Below are 22,740 nucleotides of genomic sequence, written 5' to 3'. Positions count from 1 at the left end.
AAATTTTACTTAAAGTTTATTTACTATTTGTTAGGAATTGATTCAGGAAGACCGGGTAAAGGCTGTGATTCACTGCTTTTTCCTGCCTCTTTCCACTCTGATACTTCTCGATTTACAGCATTTAAAAAATCTTTAGATACTAGCAATATATTGATATTATCATTTGTTTGATTAGTGGGATCAACTTGAGCATACAAAAAACTATTGTTAAAATTAGGTTTGCCGATAATTAACTGATGGCTTTGCTGATTTTTGAGTTTAATTTCGATATTTGTTGGGGATTTTTCTAAACCAAATTCACTTAGTTGATTAGTGGGAATGGATAAAGTTTTCTCACTTTTGCCTTTGACTAATAAATCCAGCAAATAAGCAACAATCGCATCATTAGCGGGTTCTGATATTGGCGATTTAATTAGCCATTTTGGTGGTTCTGATTTATCGTTACGTTCTAGATTTAATGTTATGTCTTTTGTTTTGACTGTTAAAGACTGGACATCCTCAGCAGTGAAAGCAAAAATCTGCTGCTTATTTTCCTGAACTTCTTCGCGCTGAGTTGCACCTTTGATTTCATAAAGGTAAACAAAACCACCCAAACCCAGGGCTAAAAGTATCAAAATTAAAGTTGTGCGTTTCATTTAGTAATTGGTCATTGGAAAAAACTTTTACCCAGTCGCTAGTTCTAAATATCTATCTTCGTTTCCACCAAATAATAGATCCTGTTGCCAAACCGATAAAAGGTAAAAGCAATAAAGAAGATATTGTTAATAGATTTGCTTGGATAGTTGACATGGTGAGGCGGCGATTTGTCGGTTCTTTGGGACGAATGGAAAGTGGTTGTTGATCCTGTTGACTCAGCCAAGTTACTGAGTTGAGGAATACATCTCCATTTAATTGCTGTTGAAATAAGCTATCTGTAGCAAAATCTGAGTTTCCTAATACTACTAAACGTGATTCTTTGGTAGACGCTATTGGTGTTGGTGAAGCTATTGGTGTTGGTGAAGCTGTTGGTGTTGGTGAAACTGTCGGTGTTGGTGAAGCTGTCGGTGTTGGTGAAGCTGTTGAGGTTGGGGAAGTTGTTGAGGTTGGGGAAGTTGTCGGTGTTGGTGAAGCTGTTGGTGTTGGGGAAGTTGTCGGTGTTGGTGAAGCTGTTGGTGTTGGGGAAGTTGTCGGTGTTGGTGAAGCTGTTGAGATCACTTGGGTTGGTAAATTTCTTTTTAACGCCACACCTAAAGTTAGAGGGCCTTTGAGGTCCTTACCTTCATTAAACTCTAAATTTTCGCTTTGCTGGTCACTTTCAGCCCAACTGCTGGGATAGGGTTTTGTTCTTAATAGAGGAGTAGACTCGATACCTGGAACTGGAGTAACTTCTAAAGGACGAACTAGGGGATAGAAAGAAATACCGTTACCAAAATCTTTAGTGATGGGATGTTCTCCATATTCTGTGACTAACGGTGCTGCTGGCCCAAGTCCTAAGCTTTGTCCCGAATTATCTATAGCTAAACGGTTATCTAGTTTTACACCCCAATCTTGCAGCAAACTGTCAATTTTTGGGTCGGTATTGGGGTCAATCATCAGCAATAAGTTACCGCCACGATAAAGATAGTCTTGTAAAGCTTTGACTTCACCTACAAATAATTCTCGTTTTGGTCCAGCAACGATAACGACAGTAGCATCTTCAGGAACTTGAGGATTTTCGGCTAAATTCAGCGGTGAGGCGGTGAAATTTTTGTCAGTTAAGCCCTGAATTGCTTCTGATACGGCACCTTTACCTGCTGCAAGTTGGTGTTCACCATGACCTTGGAGAAAGTAAACTTTAGCGGTGCTGTCGGTGGTGATTTGTTGCAGGCGATTTGTTAACCTAACTTCTGATAGGCGTTCATTTTCATTTACTGTCTGTACTAATTGGCGTTTGTCTGCAAATTCTAGATAAACTTCGCCAAAATCTTTGACACCAAATTTTTCTGCTAATCCTGGCCTAGCTTGGGGATCAATATATTCAAATTTAAAATTAGCATTTTGGCGACGATAATTTTCTAGTAATTCTTGGTCTTGATAATTTTGCTCTCTGGTAAATACCCAGACTTTAGCTGTTTGTGGTAGGGTACGCACTAATTCTTTAGATTGGGGGGCGAGGGTAAATAACTGAGTTTCTGTTAAGTCTGCCCGGAGGTGGTAGCGAGTACTCAAAAAGTTAATTAGTCCTAGTATTGTTAATACTGCGAAAGTGGCGATAATGGCGTTTGTACCTGCTTGGGTTGAGCGCTGCTGCCACCATTTACTCTGTCGGTTTTGTACTACTATCCAGATACCGCAAATAACAATACCAGAAATTAGTAATATTAAAGGTAATAATTCCCATTTGTCTGATAAAACAGCGATCGCTAAACCAGCTGCAATCAGGAATGGGCCTAGTAAAAATATAAGTTTCCAAGGTTTCTTTTTAATCATTTGGTAATGGGTAATTGGTAATTGGTAATGGGTAATCGGTAATGGGTAATCGGTAATCGGTAATCTATCTTTCTCCCCCTGCACCCCTTCGACTTGTCTTCGACACACTACGTGAACGCTCAGGGCAAGCCTGCCCCCCTGCTTCTTCTGCCCCTACCGGCGTTGGAAGCGGAGTGCGTCGATTGATTGGGCTGTGAGAAAGATGCCTAAGATGATGTAACTGGCAAATACAATCAAGCTGCTGGTGTCGAAAATGCCTTGAATTAAGGTGTTGTAATGTTTTAGTAAGGATATATGACCTAAAGCTACACCTATGGGTCCGGGGATAGTTTTGGCGATTACATCAATAAATAACAGTAATATAATGACTCCGAAGCTGAGGACTGCGGATAGAAGTGTGCTGTCTGTGAGTGAGGAAATAAACATTCCTATAGATAAAATTGCTGCGGCTAGTAAGATTAATCCTAAATGACCGAGTAGGGGAATGATGGGTGACATAGGGGGATTTGAACTGCTAAGTGCGATCGCTTCAAATCCGAGTAAAGGTAAAATCAATGTTGTGAAAAATGTTAGCACTCCTAATAATTTACCCACGGCTACAGCCCAATTAGTTACTGGTGATGTCGCTAATAATTCTAAGGTTCCCCGCTTGCGTTCTTCGGCATATAGTCCCATTGACAAAATTGGCAGAATAAACAGCAATAACCAGCCCATACGGTCTAAAAATGCCCGCACAAATTCGTAAGGAACATCTATTGGTGGTACTGCTACGCCTATTTGTTGTCCTTGGATGTCATAAGCGGCAACTGTGGGTAAAATGCCACCAGGCCCTAATAAAATCATCACGAAGAATAAGCCAGCGATAAACCAAAAAATGCCAGCAATACCATAAGCCAAAGGAGATACAAAATAACTTTGTAACTCCCGGCGATAAATGGCAATAATATTAGCCAGAACAATACCCATCTATGCGGCTTCTCCTTCTGTGGCTGCTGAGTCTGCTTCAGGTAGCAAATTTTTTTCCTCTGTAGTCAGTTGCAAAAACACATCTTCTAGGGTAGCGCTGACTCGCCGCATTTCATATAAACCGAATCCGCCCCGAATCAAAGCAGCCGCAATATTCTGCCCTGGTTCTGTTCCTGGTTGCGATATCACCCGCAGGTGGGCGCGGTTTTGGGTTTTATAACTGGTCGGCATTGATTCTACCAAAATCACATTTGAGATATTTTGCAATACTTGTTTTGCTAGACTTACTTCTCCTGAAATTTCTAATTCATATCCAGACCCATCTGTCAACTGTGTCATCAGATTTTCTGGCGTATTAGTGGCTACGACCTTACCGCCATTGATAATAGCGACGCGGTTACAGGTCATGCTCACTTCTGGAAGAATATGGGTTGAGAGAATAATTGTGTGCGTTCCGGCCAAGCTTTTGATTAAATTCCGGACTTCAATAATTTGTCGGGGGTCAAGTCCTACAGTAGGTTCATCGAGAATGATAGCTGGGGGGTCGTGGACTATGGCTTGGGCAATACCAACTCTTTGACGATAACCTTTGGAAAGTTTGCGAATTATGACTTGGCGTTTTTCCTGTAAATTGCAGCGCTGCATAGCGGCTTGGACTTTTTGAGGGCGATCGCCTGACGATACTCCCTTAATTCGAGCTACAAAGTGCAGAAATCCTTCCACCGTCATTTCGGGGTATAACGGCGGTGTTTCCGGTAAATAACCAATTCTTTGCCGGACTGCGAGGGAATTTTCTTGGACATCATAACCTGCAATTTTGGCTGTACCTCTGGTTGCGGGTAAATAGCCGGCTAAAATTCGCATGGTTGTGGTTTTACCAGCGCCATTTGGCCCTAATAAACCTAAGATTTCCCCTGGTTCTACGCTAAAGGAGACATCTGTGATGGCTGAGGTAGAACCGTATATTTTACTGAGATGTTCAACTTCTATCACTGATTATAGGGATTTAAGGATGACACGGTATGGAGGATGTTAGGAATCGAGTTATTAACTGATGACAAGGATTATGATAAACTACTTGCTTCTAAATCACTGATTATAAGGATTTAAGGATGACACGGTATGGAGGATGTTATTAATGAAGTGATTAACTGATGACAAGAACATAATAAACTACTTCCGTAAAATCCCTAAATCCTTACCAATCCGTGATTCAGACGAAAAAGATATGGTGATAGAGAGACTAAAATATACTAATTAATTTTGGTAGCAAGAGTTTGACATTTAAACGGTTGGTATTATGATTCAGAACATACATCTATCCATCTCATACTTTAATTAGCTTCATCTGTATTCTGTATTCTTTAATCCTTATTGTTTCATCCGTATTTCCGTGTCATCCTTTAATCCCTATAATCAGTGATTATGGTTGTTGTTAAACTCCGTCTAACGAGAAAGCTGTAGTTTTTTCTATAGGAAAATCTCCAGTTTTCAAGATGGATGGGTTATATATTAAATTTCATCCGTATTTCCGTGTCATCCTTTAATCCCTATAATCAGTGATTATGGTTGTTGTTACATTCCATGTAAATCCCGTGACGGGAAATGATACTAATTCTGGTTCCCGTTCGAGTCCGTTTAAAAGTATTACCCGTGCATTAAAAGCCACAACATCACCTGGAATTATTCAACTAGGACTTGGGACATACGGTGTTGCTAGTGGCGAAGTTTTTCCTCTCATCATTCCTGCGGGGATGTTGGTGGTGGGTAACGAAGCTAATAAAGGTGAAAAAATTATCATTTCTGGCAGTGGTGAATATCAGAGTCCTAGCTTTGGGATGCAAAATATCACGCTGTTATTGCTAGGTGATGCCAGTTTGTTGGGTGTGACTGTGACTAATTCCATTGCTAAAGGTACTGGTATTTGGATTGAATCAACAGCACCGACATTGGCTAATAATACTTTCAGTAAATGTGGACGGGAAGGGATATTTACAACAGGTAATGCCAAACCGGCAATTTTAGATAATCTGTTTGTAGAAAATGCTGCCAGTGGATTAATGATGGCGCGGAATAGCAAAGGCGAAGTGTTGCGGAATGTGTTTCAAAAAAACCCGCTGGGCATAGCCATTAGTGACTTTGCAGCCCCCTTAGTGGCAAATAATCAGTTGTCAGAAAACCGAATGGCGATCGCACTTTCTCGTGATGCTAGGCCGGTGCTGCGACGCAATCTGATTACTAAAAATACCCAAGGTGGTCTGTTAATTAATGGTAATGCAGTTCCTGACTTAGGCAGCGCCCAAGATCCGGCTGATAACATTTTTCGAGATCAGGGTGAATTTGATGTCCAGAATTTATCATCACAAAAGTTAATTTCTGTAGGTAATCAGTTAAATTCTAGCCAGGTGAAGGGTTTGATAGAATTTATCGCTGCCACAGCCGATACTCCCAGTCAAGTAGGAATTAGTACTAGTTTTACTGATTTAGATGGACATTGGGCAGCAGCTTTCGTACAAGCTTTGGTGAACAAAGGTTTTATTAGTGGCTTTCCCGATGGCACTTTTCAACCATCCACACCAATTACCCGCGCTCAATATGCTGCCCTCATTACCAAAACTTTTCAACTACCTGCTAGTAATAAACTCGATAGATTTAAAGATGTCAAAACTGACTTTTGGGCAGCCGCAGTCATAGCCAGTGCATCTGAACAAGGTTTTTTGAGTGGCTTTCCCGATGGGTCATTTAGACCAGGGCAAAATTTAACTAAGGTTCAGGCTATAGTTGCCATTGTCAATGGCTTAAAATTCAGCGGTAGTAATCCAAATGGATTAACGGTGTATAGCGATCGCGCTCAAATTCCCAGTTATGCTATTAATGCCGTGACTATGGCTACCCAAAAACTTTTAGTAGTCAATTACCCCCAACCAGAACTACTAGAACCATTACGAGAAATTACCCGTGCTGAGGTAGCAGCATTAATTTATCAGGCATTAGTTGCTAGAGGTGAGGTTGAAGCTATACCTTCTCCCTATATTGTGCAACCAGAAACCGAGATTCCTTCCTTTTCTGACTTGGTGGGACATTGGGCAGAACCATTTATCCGGGCTTTGGTGAGTATGAACATCACTCAAGGTTTTGCTGATGGCAGCTACCAACCAGATAAACCCATGACTCGCGCCCAATATACGGCTTTAATAGCGGCTGCTTTTAACCCTACACCCAAACGCTCGTCCACAGAATTTACTGATGTACCTGACAGTTTTTGGGCGGCCAGCGCCATTCAAAAAGCAGCTAGTGGTGGTTTTGTGGGTGGATTTAGTGATCGCACTTTTCGTCCTGATCAAAATGTCCAAAGGCTACAGGTAATAGTTTCTTTGGTGAATGGACTGGCACTGCCAGCGGCTGATAGTAGTATTTTAATCGCCTACACAGACAAAAAATCTATTCCTGAATATGCCCAAACTGCGATCGCTACTGCCACAGCACAGAAAATTGTCGTCAATTATCCAGATCCCAAGTTGCTTGCACCCACAAGAGATGCGACACGCGCCGAGGTTGCAGCTATGATTTATCAGGCACTAGTTGCCCTCCAGCGTACCAAACCCATTAATTCACCTTACATAGTCATTAAGAATTAGGAAGCAGGGAAGAGGCAGGGGGCAGGGGGCAGGAGGCAGGGGGTAGCTCACAAGGGGTAGGTTTTTAATATGATCTGTGAAGGCAGGACTGGGAAGACAAGGAGGGAACGTAGACAAGGAAGATTTTATACGCACAATAGTCTTTTAACGGAGTATTTCCGTTACTAAACATACATATTTCTGTACGATTTTCCTCCCTTGTCACCTTGTCCACCTTGTCACCCAAGTCTTGCCCTCACGAGAATGTAAAATACCTACCCTTGTGAGGCAGGGGCAGGGGGAGATGATTTTCATTACCAATTACCAATTACCAATTACCAGAGTCGATACTGAGTACATATAATGTTAAATTTGTCTAGCACTGGAGTTATACTTTATTATTTTGCATAATAGCGATTGACAAGTAGAATGAAAAACACTGCCTATTAAATTTGCGGCTGATGAAAAAACTTTCATGTAGCTAAAAAGACGTTAGGCTAGATGCGATGGGTGAAAAATTTATACCTATTGCCTGGAACTAAAAGCCCCATGCTAACAACAGCCCCAGACACCTCAACTGAATTGACCGTGAACTTATTGGTTCACTATAGTTTTGACCTCAATGGGTACAGTGCCAGTGAGTTAATTAACCGCTGGCGATCTGATTACCCACTTAATTGGCTACACATAGCAGTAATTGAAGCTCTGTACCAAGGACGTTATAAAGCGATCTCAGTACAACAAATCTTAAACTTCTGGCTGCGACGAGGTCAGGTTATTTATCATTTCAATATGGAATTTGAGCGCTTGATTTGCAGCAAATTCCCCGAAAAATTAACTAAAATATCTCCACCCGTATTACCACCTATTCCATCGCCTGTACCAATTGAGCCAGCCAAGAATCGTCATTTATTACCTGTTCATAGAAATTATTACCAAGAGGGTAACACTGCATCCGGATACCTAGTAAATAATGAGGAAGAAGGACGTGTTTTAACATCTCCCTCATTTAAAGTCGCTGCCGATACTAACAAGAGACATTTCGCCGCGTCCGTTAGCCAAAGGCTGATAGCTCAAGGAAGTTTGATCCCCAAACAACTGCCAAAACTGTTGCCAGGAAGCGCCAATTATCCACCAATTGGACAGTTTACCCCGCAAAGGAGCGATCGCTCGGAATCATTCACATCCAAGCTCAGAGCGATGACTGATGAAGAACCTGAATTTGCAGTATGAGTAGTGAGTACCGAGTACCGAGTACCGAGTACCGAGTACCGAGTATGGGAACGAGATAAAGGTGACTGTAGGGGCGGGGTTTCCCCGCCCAATTACGAATTACGAATTACGAATTAATTCAAAGGCTCCATGAAAGCTCTCAAACCTTTACTACTGAAGATTTGAATCATTTCACTGGCATTATCTTGACTGTCAAAAATGCCTACTTGCATCACTTTACGACCTTGCCAGACTTTAGAAAAAGCATCAGGGACAACGGAACGGACTACTTGCCGTTGTGAGTCATTAGCGACTGGAACCACTACACGATAACGTAAACCCTTGGCAGTATTGGTATAACGATTGGGGGGTGATATGTTGACTGAATTGCTAGGAAGCGATGCTTGAGGTGCTGTAAACTCAATCACTCCCGGCTCAATTCTGACATAATTTAATTGTGGTGTATCTGGTTGTGTTGGCAAAGTGCTGGGCTGGGAATTAGTTTTGCCACTGGATAAAACTACAGTAGATTGGTTAAAACTTCGTGGGATGCTAGGAGCAGCAAACACTATTTCTGAATTTGTGGGTATTTTCTGTGCAGATAGAGAATTAGGTGCAAAATTTCTGACTATTGGTGCTGGTGCTGTTCTAGCATTAAAGTCTACATTACCGATAATGCGATTTCTAGCTAGGTTATTGCCAGGAGCAAAAACTAATTGCTTGGCAGCTTTGGCGTTAATATCAGAGCGACCATTATTCCGAAATTGGTTTCCACCTGGTTCTTGAGCATTACCTAAATCGGGTGTAGCTTGGGCAATTACGACCAAACCATCTTCTTTACTGCCTTGAATAATATTATTCCGCAAAATTGGGCTGCTATTGGCTTGGACTATAATTCCTGATCTGTTATCTTGAATTTGGTTGCCTACAATTATCGGGGCAGCATTTTGAGCAATGTTAATGCCAAAACCAGTGTTTTGAAAGAAATTTTCCCGAATTTCGGGACGGGAATCACCAGAAACTGTGATTCCATTAGCACCATTGCCATTAAAATAATTTTTGCTAATAGTCGCAGTAGCATTACCGGTGATGGAAATTCCATCTTGGGTATTGCCAGTAAATGTATTTTCCTGAATTAGGGGACTGCTAGATTCAATCCATAAACCATAACCACGGATATTGGTATTAGTGACTGTGACTCCACTTAAACCTGCTTGGTTTACACCGACTATCGCGACGTTTTTACTGCCAAAGCTACGACTGAGGTATTCACCACCACCTATAATCTTCACACCTCTGCCTTGATTACGAGTGTCTCCTTGAATAGCTACACCCTGTTTCATGGTTATGGGAAATACTTCTCCGGTTTTGGGGCTGTATGTACCAGGAGAAAGCATAATGATAGTATCTGGTTGTGCCGTTCGTAAGGCTTGAGTAATCGTCTTCAGAGGAGCGTTTTCACTACCATTACCCCCTTGGTCATTGCCAATAGTGGGGTTAACAAACAGCAGGTTAGCCTGAGAAATTATTCTCTCATTTTGGAGTTTCTGTTCTGTTCTGATGGTAATCTGAGCAGTGGCACTGCTAAAACTTGTGTCTAAGAGTGCTATACTGGCGACTCCTAAAGCAAAGCTCAAACTCAATATTGAGTGAGAAACTGAAGGACTGGCTTTAGGGTAAATCAGTTTTGTAACCAGTCTATTTACTTTACGGTGATGGCAAGATTCAATGTGAAGCATTAACTTTGTATAACTCCTGTGGAACACAAAAGGAATTTTTATACTTTGCAGATAGTAATATGACGATAATATTACCCATAAGTTTACCAAGTGGCTATATTTCATACAAATTAATTAATTAGTAAATATTTAAAGATGCAAATATATAAGAACCAGGCTGGAGGTTTTATGATTGGACTGACAACGGAGTTGTTGTAATGGTCGAAGCCCACAGCCAAGCACAGCAAATAAAAGAAGTGGTTTATCGGATTTTAGATGCCAACTTAGACCGCGCTCGTGAGGGATTGCGAATTATTGAAGAATGGTGTCGTTTTGGTTTAAATGATGCCCATTTAGCTGGGGAATGCAAACGCTTACGTCAAGAGGTAGGTAACTGGCATACGGCACAAATGAGGGCGGCACGAGATACGCCTGGTGATCCTGGTACTGATTTAACCCATCCTCAAGAAGAACAAAGGAGTTCGATTACATCTTTGTTACAAGCGAATTTTTGTCGTGTTCAAGAAGCACTGAGGGTGCTGGAGGAATATGGCAAACTGTATGATCCAAATATGGGGAGTACTTTTAAGCAGATGCGCTATCAGGTTTATACCCTGGAAAGTACTTTGATGGGTTATCAGCGTCATCAGTTATTATGGCGATCGCATTTATATTTGGTAACATCTCCGCTAGAAAGTTTGTTGGAGGTTGTGGAAGCGGCTCTCAAAGGTGGTTTAACGCTGGTACAGTATCGGGAAAAAACTACTGATGATGTGATTCGTCTGGAACAAGCGACGCAATTAAGGCAGTTATGTCACAATTACGGTGCTTTGTTCATCATCAATGACCGGGTAGATTTAGCTTTAGCCGTAAATGCCGATGGTGTACATTTGGGACAACAAGATTTACCCATTGCCATTGCCCGACAATTACTAGGAACACAGCGCATAATCGGCCGTTCTACCACAAATGCCCAAGAAATGCAAAAAGCGATCGCCGAAGGTGCAGATTATATTGGTGTCGGTCCAGTATATGAAACGCCAACAAAAGTAGGAAAGGCCGCTGCTGGTTTAGAATATGTGAGTTATGCGGCTAAAAATTGTGCAATTCCCTGGTTTGCAATTGGGGGAATAGATGCAAGTAATATTAATGATGTGATTGATGCAGGAGCGCGACGGGTAGCTGTAGTGCGATCGCTTATCCAGTCTGAACAACCTACTTTAGTCACACAATATTTTATTTCTCAACTCCATCGGAAGTAGAAAAGAAGGTGACAGGTAACAGGTGACAGGTGACAGTGGTGTAGGGGTGGGGTTTCCCCGCCCAATTACGAATTACGAACTACGAATTACGAATTACGAATTAGGATTATGAATTATCAAATTAGTTTGCAAGTCAATGGGGAAACACAGAGTTGTGTATCCGAAACGTCGTTACCTGAATTACTTCAGCAGTTGGGTTTTAATCCCCGGTTGGTAGCAGTGGAATATAATGGTGAAATCTTGCACCGTCAGTTTTGGTCAGAAACTAAAATCCAAAATAGCGATCGCTTGGAAGTAGTTACCATTGTTGGTGGGGGTTAGACAGAAGGCAGGGGGCAAGTCAGTACAGAGGGATGAGTAACGAGTAATGAGAATGAGTAGGAACGAGAGTCAATCACTCGGTACTCGGTACTTACTACTCAGCAATTACCAATCGCCATTTAATAATTCAACAAACAGGAATAACGAGACTCAGGTGCATATAACCAGCGGTGATAGGTTTTGCGTTTGGCTAATTCTTGTCCTTTGCGTCCGAGTTTTTCCCGTAGCTGCTTATCTTGACACAAACGTTTAAAGGCTTGTAAAACTTCATAACCAGAATCGGGATTTACCAATAGGCCATTTTCTTCATGATGGACTGCATCTAAAATACTCCCTAAGCGGGAGGCAATCACAGGTTTACCAAAGTATTCTGCTTCTAAGTAAACAATACCAAAGTTATCTATGCTTTTAGCCTCGTCTTCCCACAAGGTCAGCATAGCGAAAATGTCGCAAGCTGCATAATAACTGGCTAATTCTCGTTCAGGTACAGATCCAGCAAAATGTACTCGTTTATCTACCCGTAAACGTTGAGCTTGGGATTTTAGCTGTTGTTCACAGGAGCCTTCACCACAAATTATGTAATGGACATCTACACCAACAGTTAATAGTAAAGGAATATTATCTATAACGCGGTCGAAGCTTTTATGTTTAACTAACCTACCAACAGAAAGAATCACAATAGCTGTTTCAGAAATGTTATAAGTCTGACGTAAGCGAACACGTAAATCATCCAGATGACTAGGACTAGTGGGATTACCAAATTTTTCTGGTCTCACAACTGGGTTAATTACATGAGTAGGTGTATCTAGGCGAAAAGTAGTTCTTAAAGTATCTCTAACATAGGAACTATTACAAACAATTCCTTCGGCTCGTTTGAGGGTAATTTTAAATAGCAACCGCCACAATGGATTACGAGAAATACTAACCAAATCATTACCGTGGAGGTAGATGAAAAAGCGAACGGGTAAGATATAACTGAGTATTAACAAAGCTATAAAATCGTAACCATGACACCATTCAATGTAGCGGTAATGATAACGAAAATATAGTTTAATAGCTAGTAATATTGAGCAAATAATATTGAAAACAGGCTTAACGATACTGCTCAATAAATTACCACCCCAGAAACTAAAATAAAGCCAGCGATAAACTGGAAATTGTTGCTCTTTATCAAAAATCTTATCTCCTGAGCAACCAGCAGCCAGTACAATCACTCTATCTGGGTCTTGTAAACAACGATTATAGACATATTCTCCAATTACAGCCTGTTGTGGCTGGAATATACGGGAGATAACTAGGATGTCTGGGTAATCTGTTTTCTCCCGGAAGTGTGTCCCTAGTTGTGAAATATGTTCCATGATTCAGGTTGATAAATAAACTTCAAATCCTTAAACTTAATTTCTTGATTTTTTTATTGAATGCCCATCAACAAAGTAGAAAATTATAGCTGAATGTACTGAGTAATTTTTATCTGAAAATCAAATTTTTATCAGGATTAAAATAGCATGTAATCAAGCTATAAGGTCAACTTTGATCCTGAAGATATATTGATTTTAAAATTGGCTTATACCTAAATTTGGATTAATAGGCTGTTCCCGGAATTTCAAACAATACTAACTATTCCAAATTGGTCTAAATTTTATGCTTGCCTGCCAATTACTGACCGAATAAATATTTTTACATGATGAACTTTTGCTAGATTTTATTACTGATATGCTCCAGCAAATGTTCAAAGAATGCTGGGTAAGATACTAAATCTAGCTGTTACTAATAGCCTAACTTGAATATTGCCAGAATTCATGCCAAATTGCCAGAAAATATCTGATAATTTGCTACTCTAGATAATATATTCTCTATGTTCCAATAATATTTTTATCTCTTCATAATTACCTAAATAGAATTAATTGCACATCTTTTTTCTGTTGTTTATTACCTAGATATTCCAACGAATTTAATTGTGTCTAACTATTTACTAATTACTACTGCTGTAGAGACTATTTGTTCGATTATTCATCATAAAAAATATCACCATGCTGTATAATTTTCTCCTTGTACTGATATTGGTATTTAACATCCATTTTCTGGAGTGATAGCCGCAATGATTATTCAAACCCCCTTGCCAATATGTGCTGAATATTCTTTACCTATCCGGAAAAAAATAGTTACTATGCTAAAAAATTTAATTAGCAAAAATTTAACTGCGTGTGTGTAAGTATGCGGTTAAAATTATTCCTAATAAGTATTCTGATGCTAAAAAACGGTAATAATTAATTGATGACAAAGTTCTGGGATTGCAAAGAAGATTCGCGGTACGGTTATCAACGCGAGAAATCCCCCCTCTGTTCACTGCCAAGCCAAGATAATAGGCGTTAGATTAGGTATATAGCTGACAAGGACAGACTTGTTTGCCTGTAGCTATTATCACCTCCAAATTGTCAAACTTCTGGCAGCGAGGGGAGAAATCTTAAAAATAGTGTTTTTCACCTGATTAATTATGCGTAAAAAATTACAACAAACCCTCAAACCACTGTTAAAAATTGCCTTTGTCCTGGGTCTGGTAATGGCTTTAGCACTCGGTAACGCTGATGGTGCATTAGCTGCACGCAGTGGTGGACGTATCGGAGGAGGTTCCTTTAGAATGCCTTCTAGCCGGACTTACACACCACGCACCTACGCACCTGGTGGTGGTGGAGGATATTATCCTGGTGGCGGTTTTGGTGGTGGTTTTGGATTTCCGTTCCTACTTCCTTTGTGGGGTATTGGGGGAGGTTTTGGCGGGTTGTTCGGGATTTTAATCTTTTTTGCGATCGCTAATTTCTTAGTCCAAAGTTTCCGCCGTGTCAGCAATGGAGAAGGTGAAGAAGTCGGCTATAGCAGTAACCCCAGCGTTTCTGTCACCCGTCTACAAGTAGGTTTATTAGCACAAGCTAGAGGCTTACAAACCGAACTTAACCAAATTGCAGAAAAAGCTGATACCAACACCCCAGAAGGGAAAGCAGAAATTTTGCAAGAAGCGAGTTTAGCTTTACTGCGTCATCCTGAATATTGGGTATATGCCGGTGGTGGTAGCCAACAAGTGAAATTAAATGCTGCTGAATCACAATTTAACCGCTTGTCATTGGCTGAACGCAGCAAATTTAGTGAAGAAACCCTTTCTAACGTCAACAATCAGCTAAAATCCGTTTTGGCTAAAGAGTTACCCGGTGAAGTAGATAATCCCACCCGTTTAATCAGTGAAGGGCCTGGAGAATATCTCATCGTCACCTTATTAGCTGCAACTTTGGGTAAATTTGAAATTCCCCAAATTAATAGTGCTGATGATTTAAGTCGGGCTTTGCGACAAATTGGTAGTCTTCCTGGTGAGCAACTTTTAGCTCTTGAAGTATTGTGGACTCCCCAAGCAGAAGGTGATACTTTAACTTCTGATGATTTGTTTGCTGAGTATCCTGATTTGAAGTTGGTGTAGTTAACCTATAGCCACAAATGTAAGAATTCAGGAGTCAGCCCTTCGACTACGCTCAGGGCAAGGAGTCAGGAGTCAGAATAATTGTCAAGTCAGTAATTCACTGATTCGAGATTTTTGAAAAAATCTCCAGCATGATGTTCAAATTCTTATTTATTCTGCATTCTTCAATTCTGTATCCTGAATCCTTACCCACAAATAAAAATGTAGGGGTTTTGCATTGTGCTTTACCCCTTTTTTATTATCTAATGATAAAACCTAAATACCAAAATATTTTTAGCTTTGTTACCTTATCAATATTATTGTGAAAATCTCGCTAATAACTCCTGATGAGATAATTGTAGAAGCAAGGGAGTAAATTCTTCCCTAGTCAAAATAATTCGTAATTGATAATTCGTAATTCGTAATTGCAATCAGTGGAGGCTTGAACCTACCACTGATCATAGACCACTAAATCTTGGATTTAGTGGGGGCTTGTACCCTCTTTAATTACGAATTACGAATTAGTAATTATTTGGTCATTTAATTTAATTAATAACTGAAATATAAAAATAACACTCTTTGGCGATCGCTATTTTATGAACAAATCGAAGTAAAACCTATTTCTCGATCTCCACTAATTAAGATATTTATTTGCCGATAGTTCTTCCTTATCAAGTTTAGCATAACAAATTTAAAATCCGTTGTCAACCCCCAATACTCTATCTTTTTGCGTTTATTCCAAAAGTTAAAAATATTTAATTTCTTTATCTTGTAAATCCTGATTCAGACATTTATTCCTCAACTGAAAACACCACTCGAAAACCCGACATTCTCAAACCATCATCTGCTTCATTCCAAGTACGACTCGCACTCCGACAAAGTTCAGCACTGAAATTCCAAGCACCACCGCGCAAAACCCGACGATGTTCATCACCACCAATATTCCACACACTACCATCTATAGGTGCGCCATCATAATTCTTATGCCAAGGGTCAGCACACCATTCCCAAACTAACCCGTGCATATCATACAACCCAAAAGCATTAGCTATCTTAAAACTGCCTACATTTGTGATTTCTTTGCGGAAATGGCTTCTTGGTTCCACAGCATAAAAATCACCACCATTACAGTTAATTAAATCAGAAGTAATCCTTTCTCCAAAATGAAAAGCAGTTGTAGTTCCTGCACGACAAGCATATTCCCATTCCGCTTCACTGGGTAAACGATAATTGCGTCCAGTTTTCACCGACAACCGCAAACAAAATTCTACAGCTTCATACCAAGAAACATTTTCTATAGGGAAATTTGCACCTTTATATTTTGATGGGTTAGGGTCTAAAGCTTGTTGAATTTTTGGTAAAGCAGCTATTGCTTTCCATTGTGCTTGAGTAATAGGATATTTCCCCATGAAAAAATTTTCAACTCTAACTTGATGTTGAGGATATTCATCAGCATCAACTTCAAATTCTGGTGAACCCATCCAAAAACTACCACTAGGAATGGACACCATTTCTAAAGTGACGTTTTTATTCAATTCTTCTGCAAAAAATTGAGCGCTACCTTTCTCACATTTAATTTCTCTTCCTGCGGTGTCTACAGTAATAATATCAAAATCAAAATTTTCTAAAGGTGGTAGGGGAACGATAACCTTAACTTTTGCTGGTGGTGTTTCGATAATCGGAGTAATATTTAATGCCGCTGGTGGAGAGGTTTCGGCTTTTAAATCATTTAAAACTTCTGTCGCTGACTGATATCTATCACTGGGGAAATGTTGGAGTAATTTATCTAATATATTTTTTAATTCATCACTAATCGTAATACCTTTTTCCTCTAAACGTTCTTTCCATAACCATTTAGCATTCATGGGATTATAAAGAGGATCTTTAAGTCCATAGGTGTCTTGCATAGGTAAATCCTGAGTTAATAACCTGACACAAGTTACACCCAAAGCATATAAATCACTCGCATGACAAGCAAAACCTGCCATTTGTTCTGTTGGTGCATAACCTAAAGTATAAATGGCTGTGGCTTGTCTGGCTATACTGGTATGAGTAACTTGTTTTGCACCACCAAAGTCAATTAATACAGGTTTTTTATCTATATCTTGACGAATAATATTTTCAGGTTTGATATCCCGATGAATTACATTTTTTTGGTGAACAAAATCAAGTACTGGTAATAAATCAGCTAAAAGTTGGCGAATTTCTGTTTCGCTATAAGCCTGTTTTTGAACTTCTTCCAGGAGTGTTTTCCCAATAATAAATTCCTGTACTAAATACAAACTAGCACCTTGTTCAAAGTAAGCTAATAAACGGGGAATTTGGGAATGATTTTCACCCAGTTCATATAATCTAAACGCTTCTTCTTTGAAAAACTCGGCAGCTTTTGCGCGTTGTCCTGTTCCCTGAACTTGAGGAAAAAATTGCTTAATGACACATGGTGCATTTAGTCTGTCTACGTCTTCTGCTGCGTAGGTTTTGCTAAACCCACCTTCACCTAATAACCGCAAAACACGGTAACGGTTTCTGAGTAGTTTTCCAAATGTACCATGTCCGCAAACGATGCAAAATTTACTGTAGTCAGGGTTGAAGGGGTTTGAACAATTGGGATTTTGGCAAATTTGCATAATGGAGGGGAAGATAGCATCTTTTCCAAAGTCGTCCCCAATATTATCTAATTGAAAAAAGATATTTAGGTCAGCAAACAAGGATATCTATCTATGTCCTGACATTAGCTAATTACGGTAATAAAAGTGAAGAGAATATGTTGATTTATCTATTTTGTTGGGGAGGTTATAAATCTGTATATATATGGGCGCACAGATTTCCACTATCTAATTAACATTAGAAGATTTTGGGAACTTTGTCAAGTGTTTAGTTGGGAATTTTCTGGGAGAGGCACAGAGAGAATTAAGAGAGATTTTGAGAATAGATAAATATGGTGTGTTAGGAAGAGTTAACACACTCACTAATTACTCAGTTTCGGTTTTTCTCTGGTTGGTTACGGGGTGGTATAAGTCGCCCTTGATAGAATTGTTTTTCTAGGTTGTGAAGTTTCCACCATGCTAACCCTAATACTAGAGGTGTTACTGTCTCAATGACGACTGTTAAAACTGATGTTGTGTGTAAGAAAAATGCTAAAATTGGACTACTTGCTAAAGCTAATAATGCTATACTTCCACACCATAATTTTAATAGCTGAATATTAACTAGGGCTTTTTTACAACTGGCACATTTCTCGGTATGGGAATGATATCTTTCTAGGAGTGCGTCTTTTGGTAATGGTGGGGGGAATGGTTCTCCGGGAAATGGTTCGGCGCTGTATTGGTTCACCCACTGACGCAGTTCAAATACAAAACTATCGGCTTTGGTAGCTAGATAAAATGCTTTAGTAAAATTAGGACTACCACCTTTTGCTTCTAGATAACGTTCTTGGTAATGTAGAAAAATTTGATCATCTTCTAAAACGCCATTTTGTCCCAGGTGATAGTACCAACGGGGTCTAAGTTTAATAAGTATACCCGGAATTTTGGAGGAAAATTTGAAGGGAAACCGAGCAATTAAACGACATTCACCTTTGCGAATTGGTGTAGCATAAACAACGGTTAAAATCCTGGCTTTTGGGGAGTTGATATCATGCCACATCAAAGAAGGGGCGATGAAAGTTGTGGATAATTCTCCTGACTGTGATGGTTTTAAACCTTGCTTCCATATACCCTTAAAACCGTGTTTTCCTGAGTTAATTACTTCTAGTTCTAAAGGTGCGGCGTTGGCACGATTTCCGACTGTGCGATGATGGGTAAAGGCGACGTGGCTGGGGTCGAGAATATTTTCTAATAGTGTCAGAGCATCATAAGGAACATCTCTAAATGTGTTGATCATCACCCAACCTTCAGGTGATTCTTCTATTGGTTCTATAACTGGAACTTTGGTTTTAGTGGCGTTTTCTGGGTTGCCGGCGTAAACAAATAGTAGTCCTTGTTTGGCGGTTGTGGGTAAGGTTGATACACAGGCGCGTTGAGATGTTTCGGCTTTACCATCTGCTGCTTGTTGGGGAATAATTTGACAAGTTCCATCTCCTGAAAATGCCCAACCGTGATAAGGACATTCTAACAGTCCATTTTGATTAATTCTACCTTCGGAAAGCCTTGCTAAACGATGGGGACATTGGTCTATAAATGTTTGCCAAGATTGGGTTTGTCTGTCCCACCAAATAACAATATCTTTGCCTAAGAGGGTAAAGGGTGTGGGTTGGGTTTTATCTAAGTCTTGAAGGTAATGAACTGGATACCAGGCTTCTTGGTATTGGAAATGATCGGGGTGATTGCCACCTGGTAATATTTCCTCTGGAAGATTATTTATAGTTGGGTTTGTTTCTAGCATTTTTTTTAGGTAATTACGAATTACAAATGTCAGGATTCACTATCTAAAAATAGAGAATGCAGAAGAAATAAAATTTTGAATATTATGCTTGATATTTTTGTTTAAATCTCGAATTTTTTAATTCCTGATTCCTAAAATTATTACTTAAAAATTATAAATTATTTTGCTTGTCTCCAGAAATGCGAATTAATTCAGCTATGACAGCGACGGTGGCGGTTACGGAAATTAACATGACGCTAAGGGCGTTAATATCAGGTTTGACTCCGGTTCTGATACGGCTAAATATTTCCATTGGTAGGGTGCTAGTACCACTACCTGCGGTGAAGCTGGAGATGAGAAAGTCGTCTAAACTGAGGACAAAGGCGAGTAGACAGCCGGAGACAATTCCAGGCATTAATTGAGGTAGGACGACTTTGATGAAGGCTTGAATGGGTGTTGCACCTAAATCTAGTGCGGCTTCTTCGAGGTGGGGGTCTAGATTACTGAGTCTAGCAGAAACGACTAGGGCGATGTAGGAGAGACAGAAAACTATGTGGGCGGCTACAATTGTCCAGATGCTGAGGGGAATGGCAAAGGCGGCTAAACAGACTAGAGTTGCAACTGCGATCGCAATATCGGGTATTAATAATGGTAGATAAGATATGCCGCGATACAATTTTTTACCGGGGAATTCATACCGCGCTAACCCCACAGCCATTAAGGTTCCTAAGACGGCAGCAACTGTGACTGCGCTAAAGGCAACGAGTAAACTGTTATTTAAAGCTGATAAAATGCGATCGTCGTTAAATAGTTTTTGATACCATTCCAGGGTGAATCCTTGCCAAGTTGCACTGTAGGGTGACTTGTTGAAGCTATAAAAACTTAGTACCAAGATAGGTAGGTACATGAACACAAATATTAGTAGCGAGAAAACTACCAGCCATTCAATAGGCTTTTTGTCATTTGAGTTAGAAATATTCATGTTTATATTTAACTTTATATTTTATTGTATTATATTATACGTTTTTTCTTGAAAAAGTCAAGGTTTTGACGGTGATGCTACAGAATTAATCAGTAATTTAGCAGACTGAGAATTATAGAAGACTCAGCAGATTACATATGTTAAAGAGATGTATATGCAACATACAGCAGAATTCAGGAGTCAGGAGTCAGGAGTCAGGAGTCAGGAGTCAGAAGTAAAACTGGCTTTGTGTATAGGTTTCAATTTAAATTTTGTACCTCCTAACTACTTTGTACCTCCTAACTACGCAAACTGCTGTATCTACATTTGTTTGTAGTAGTGGTTGTAGTTCTTGATGCTGATTAATTGAATGGAAAATGATCAATTATGATTCGGTTTATAAATTTTTCAACATCCACTCAGGCTTAAATACAGGAACAAATCGCCCCATATATGGAAAGATAATAAACTGCATATTTTGGGATAATATGGAGTTTTATGTTAGTTAATTGCCATTTTTAGAGATACTAATTTTAGTTATAAAGTCTTAATTTATGTCTTTTGATGAGGCTGAAATCACTACCTAAGATAGACAAAAAATATCAAAATAACAGCATAAAATTTTGAGGCAATTATCTATATAGTTGGTGTTTCAAGTGATTTACTGCTATAGTTAATCGCTGGGCATTAATTCCAAATTAAATAATAAACACCACTAATTGTAATTCTACTTTTTAGGAGACTGACATGAAAATTGCTCAAATTGCTCCATTGTGGGAGAGAGTACCACCTCCGGCTTATGGTGGTATAGAATTGGTAGTGGGATTATTGACTGATGAATTAGTCCGAAAAGGGCATGAAGTGACGCTATTTGCATCAGGTGATTCTCTCACTTTGGCAAAATTAATATCAGTTCATCCTCGTGCTTTAAGACTTGATAAAACTGTCAAAGATTGCAGTATTTATGAATCACTACAACTAGCTTCAGTATATGAACGGGCAGCGGAGTTTGATATCATTCACTCCCATATGGGACATAGCCCCCTAGCGTATGCGAATCTGGTAAAAACTCCGACAGTTCACACCTTACATGGAATTTTTACACCCGATAATGAAAAAATATTTAGATATGCCAAAAAGCAGCCTTATGTTAGTATTTCCAATGCCCAAAGAGAACCCAGTTTAGAGTTAAATTATGTAGCCACAGTTTACAATGGGATTGATGTTAGTAGCTATGAATTTTATGCTCAACCAACAGATCCACCTTATTTAGCATTTGTAGGTAGAATATCTCCAGAAAAGGGGCCACATTTAGCTATTGAGATTGCTAAAAAATCTGGTTGGCAGTTGAAAATAGCGGGTAAGGTAGATGTCGTAGATGTAGAGTATTTTGAAACGCAAATTAAGCCGCAGATTGACGGAAAGCAAATTCAATATTTAGGTGAAGCAAATCATGTGCAAAAAAATGCGATCATGGGTGGTGCAGTAGCCACTTTATTTCCTATTACTTGGCGAGAACCTTTTGGGTTAGTAATGGTAGAGTCAATGGCTGCTGGTACTCCAGTAATTGCAATGCGAATGGGTTCGACTCCAGAAGTAATTTCTGATGGTGAAACGGGCTTCCTTTGTGATAATACACAAGAATGTATTAATGCTATTGACAAGATAAATAGATTAAACCGTTATGCTTGCCGACATTATGCAGAAGAACGGTTTAGTTTACAGCAAATGACTAATGGCTATGAGGCACTTTATCAGCAAATTATCGGCGAAAAAATTGCTCAACAAAATGGATATTTACGCCCTGCTTTAGTTTAGTTAAACTTAGATCGAATAGTCTCAATGCGTTGGCGATTTACTCCTAAATCACCATAACCTAAGCGGGAAGCTGAACGCACATGGATGATGTTAGAGTTACGGTCGAGATAAAATTCTACATCATCTACAAATCCCATCAAACCACTTTTAAATTCTGCATATAAATAATCTTCAGTTTCAGTAATTAACTTGGTTCTAGGTAAAGATTGAATAATATCTTTGAGTTTAGATAATGCTTGCTCTGGGGTGGATGTGAAATTCAGAGGTGCAATTTGATGGAGTGGATCTGATGCTTGACTGGAAACACAGTTAGGGCTGGGGGGACAGGGTGCTAACTTACCATCTCGAACGCCTAAATTGTTTGGTCGTTTGCCTGTGAATATCATGGGGTTAAGTAGGGGTAAAAGAATAATGAGAATGCTAAAGCAGTAGCTAAGGCTATTTCTCCTTTGAGGTCTAATTTGCGCCTGAGTGACCGATTTGCCCCTTCTAAGGGTTTTAAGCTAGAACGTTTTGACTCATGATAACTCTTGAAGCGATCGCCTTAACAGCTTGTTACATCCACTTTAAGACTTTGGGGATATGGTTTCTTCCTACGAATGATAGACAA

General features: G+C 39.6%; 16 protein-coding genes. 6 read left to right on the top strand and 10 right to left on the bottom strand.

Features of this window, described 5'->3' with window-relative positions:
- Positions 1–23 precede the first annotated feature (23 nt).
- From ACSQ6I_RS01790 to ACSQ6I_RS01775, 4 genes are all read right to left on the bottom strand, one after another.
- A complete protein-coding gene (locus ACSQ6I_RS01790) occupies positions 24–635 on the bottom strand; it encodes a DUF4340 domain-containing protein (protein WP_438888559.1) in 612 nt (203 codons plus the stop codon).
- Between the two features lie 52 nt (positions 636–687).
- Positions 688–2,448 carry a GldG family protein gene (locus ACSQ6I_RS01785; protein ID WP_438888989.1) on the bottom strand — a complete coding sequence of 587 codons (1,761 nt, stop codon included), beginning with the start codon at positions 2,446–2,448 and terminating at the stop codon, positions 688–690.
- A gap of 153 nt (positions 2,449–2,601) precedes the next feature.
- Positions 2,602–3,414 carry an ABC transporter permease gene (locus tag ACSQ6I_RS01780; RefSeq protein ID WP_438888558.1) on the bottom strand — a complete coding sequence of 271 codons (813 nt, stop codon included), beginning with the start codon at positions 3,412–3,414 and terminating at the stop codon, positions 2,602–2,604.
- Positions 3,415–4,407 carry an ABC transporter ATP-binding protein gene (locus ACSQ6I_RS01775; RefSeq protein WP_438888557.1) on the bottom strand — a complete coding sequence of 331 codons (993 nt, stop codon included), beginning with the start codon at positions 4,405–4,407 and terminating at the stop codon, positions 3,415–3,417.
- 572 nt (positions 4,408–4,979) lie between these two features.
- Between ACSQ6I_RS01775 and ACSQ6I_RS01770 the strand changes: the two genes are divergently transcribed.
- Positions 4,980–7,052 (top strand): S-layer homology domain-containing protein, encoded by a 2,073-nt coding sequence (locus ACSQ6I_RS01770; RefSeq protein ID WP_438888556.1) that lies wholly within the window; start codon positions 4,980–4,982, stop codon positions 7,050–7,052.
- Between the two features lie 528 nt (positions 7,053–7,580).
- Complete coding sequence (locus tag ACSQ6I_RS01765; protein WP_438888555.1) at positions 7,581–8,264, top strand: hypothetical protein; 684 nt, start codon at positions 7,581–7,583, stop codon at positions 8,262–8,264.
- A 113-nt stretch (positions 8,265–8,377) separates the two neighbouring features.
- Here the strand turns inward: ACSQ6I_RS01765 and ACSQ6I_RS01760 are convergent, their stop codons facing one another.
- Positions 8,378–9,982 carry a DUF1565 domain-containing protein gene (locus ACSQ6I_RS01760; protein ID WP_438888554.1) on the bottom strand — a complete coding sequence of 535 codons (1,605 nt, stop codon included), beginning with the start codon at positions 9,980–9,982 and terminating at the stop codon, positions 8,378–8,380.
- 197 nt (positions 9,983–10,179) lie between these two features.
- Between ACSQ6I_RS01760 and ACSQ6I_RS01755 the strand changes: the two genes are divergently transcribed.
- On the top strand, positions 10,180–11,223 hold the full coding sequence (locus tag ACSQ6I_RS01755; RefSeq protein ID WP_438888553.1) for a thiamine phosphate synthase: 1,044 nt from the start codon (positions 10,180–10,182) through the stop codon (positions 11,221–11,223).
- A gap of 108 nt (positions 11,224–11,331) precedes the next feature.
- The gene (gene thiS / locus ACSQ6I_RS01750; RefSeq protein ID WP_015216596.1) at positions 11,332–11,544 is read left to right on the top strand and encodes a sulfur carrier protein ThiS; all 213 of its coding nucleotides are present in this window, start codon (positions 11,332–11,334) and stop codon (positions 11,542–11,544) included.
- 119 nt (positions 11,545–11,663) lie between these two features.
- Here thiS and ACSQ6I_RS01745 read toward each other — a convergent pair whose 3' ends face one another.
- Positions 11,664–12,902 (bottom strand): glycosyltransferase family 4 protein, encoded by a 1,239-nt coding sequence (locus tag ACSQ6I_RS01745; protein WP_438888552.1) that lies wholly within the window; start codon positions 12,900–12,902, stop codon positions 11,664–11,666.
- Positions 12,903–14,038: 1,136 nt separating this feature from the next.
- On the opposite strand from ACSQ6I_RS01745, the gene ACSQ6I_RS01740 reads away from it, so the two are divergent.
- Positions 14,039–15,010: a DUF1517 domain-containing protein gene (locus ACSQ6I_RS01740; protein WP_438888551.1), complete on the top strand. Its 972-nt coding sequence runs from the start codon at positions 14,039–14,041 to the stop codon at positions 15,008–15,010.
- A gap of 770 nt (positions 15,011–15,780) precedes the next feature.
- Here the strand turns inward: ACSQ6I_RS01740 and ACSQ6I_RS01735 are convergent.
- The 3 genes from ACSQ6I_RS01735 to ACSQ6I_RS01725 all read right to left on the bottom strand — a co-directional run bounded on the left by ACSQ6I_RS01735 (position 15,781) and on the right by ACSQ6I_RS01725 (position 20,333).
- Positions 15,781–17,616 carry an SUMF1/EgtB/PvdO family nonheme iron enzyme gene (locus ACSQ6I_RS01735; protein ID WP_438888550.1) on the bottom strand — a complete coding sequence of 612 codons (1,836 nt, stop codon included), beginning with the start codon at positions 17,614–17,616 and terminating at the stop codon, positions 15,781–15,783.
- A gap of 349 nt (positions 17,617–17,965) precedes the next feature.
- The gene (locus tag ACSQ6I_RS01730; protein WP_438888549.1) at positions 17,966–19,372 is read right to left on the bottom strand and encodes an aromatic ring-hydroxylating dioxygenase subunit alpha; all 1,407 of its coding nucleotides are present in this window, start codon (positions 19,370–19,372) and stop codon (positions 17,966–17,968) included.
- 151 nt (positions 19,373–19,523) lie between these two features.
- On the bottom strand, positions 19,524–20,333 hold the full coding sequence (locus ACSQ6I_RS01725; protein ID WP_438888548.1) for an ABC transporter permease: 810 nt from the start codon (positions 20,331–20,333) through the stop codon (positions 19,524–19,526).
- A gap of 726 nt (positions 20,334–21,059) precedes the next feature.
- Between ACSQ6I_RS01725 and ACSQ6I_RS01720 the strand changes: the two genes are divergently transcribed.
- Positions 21,060–22,130: a glycosyltransferase family 4 protein gene (locus tag ACSQ6I_RS01720; RefSeq protein WP_438888547.1), complete on the top strand. Its 1,071-nt coding sequence runs from the start codon at positions 21,060–21,062 to the stop codon at positions 22,128–22,130.
- Here ACSQ6I_RS01720 and ACSQ6I_RS01715 read toward each other — a convergent pair.
- The gene (locus ACSQ6I_RS01715) at positions 22,127–22,516 is read right to left on the bottom strand and encodes a DUF1499 domain-containing protein (RefSeq protein ID WP_438888546.1); all 390 of its coding nucleotides are present in this window, start codon (positions 22,514–22,516) and stop codon (positions 22,127–22,129) included. The genes ACSQ6I_RS01720 and ACSQ6I_RS01715 overlap by 4 nt on opposite strands.
- Positions 22,517–22,740 lie beyond the last annotated feature (224 nt).

The sequence above is a fragment of the Anabaena sp. WFMT genome, assembly GCF_051781005.1.
Taxonomy (GTDB): domain Bacteria; phylum Cyanobacteriota; class Cyanobacteriia; order Cyanobacteriales; family Nostocaceae; genus Anabaena.
This window is presented reverse-complemented; position numbering and strand designations above follow the sequence as displayed.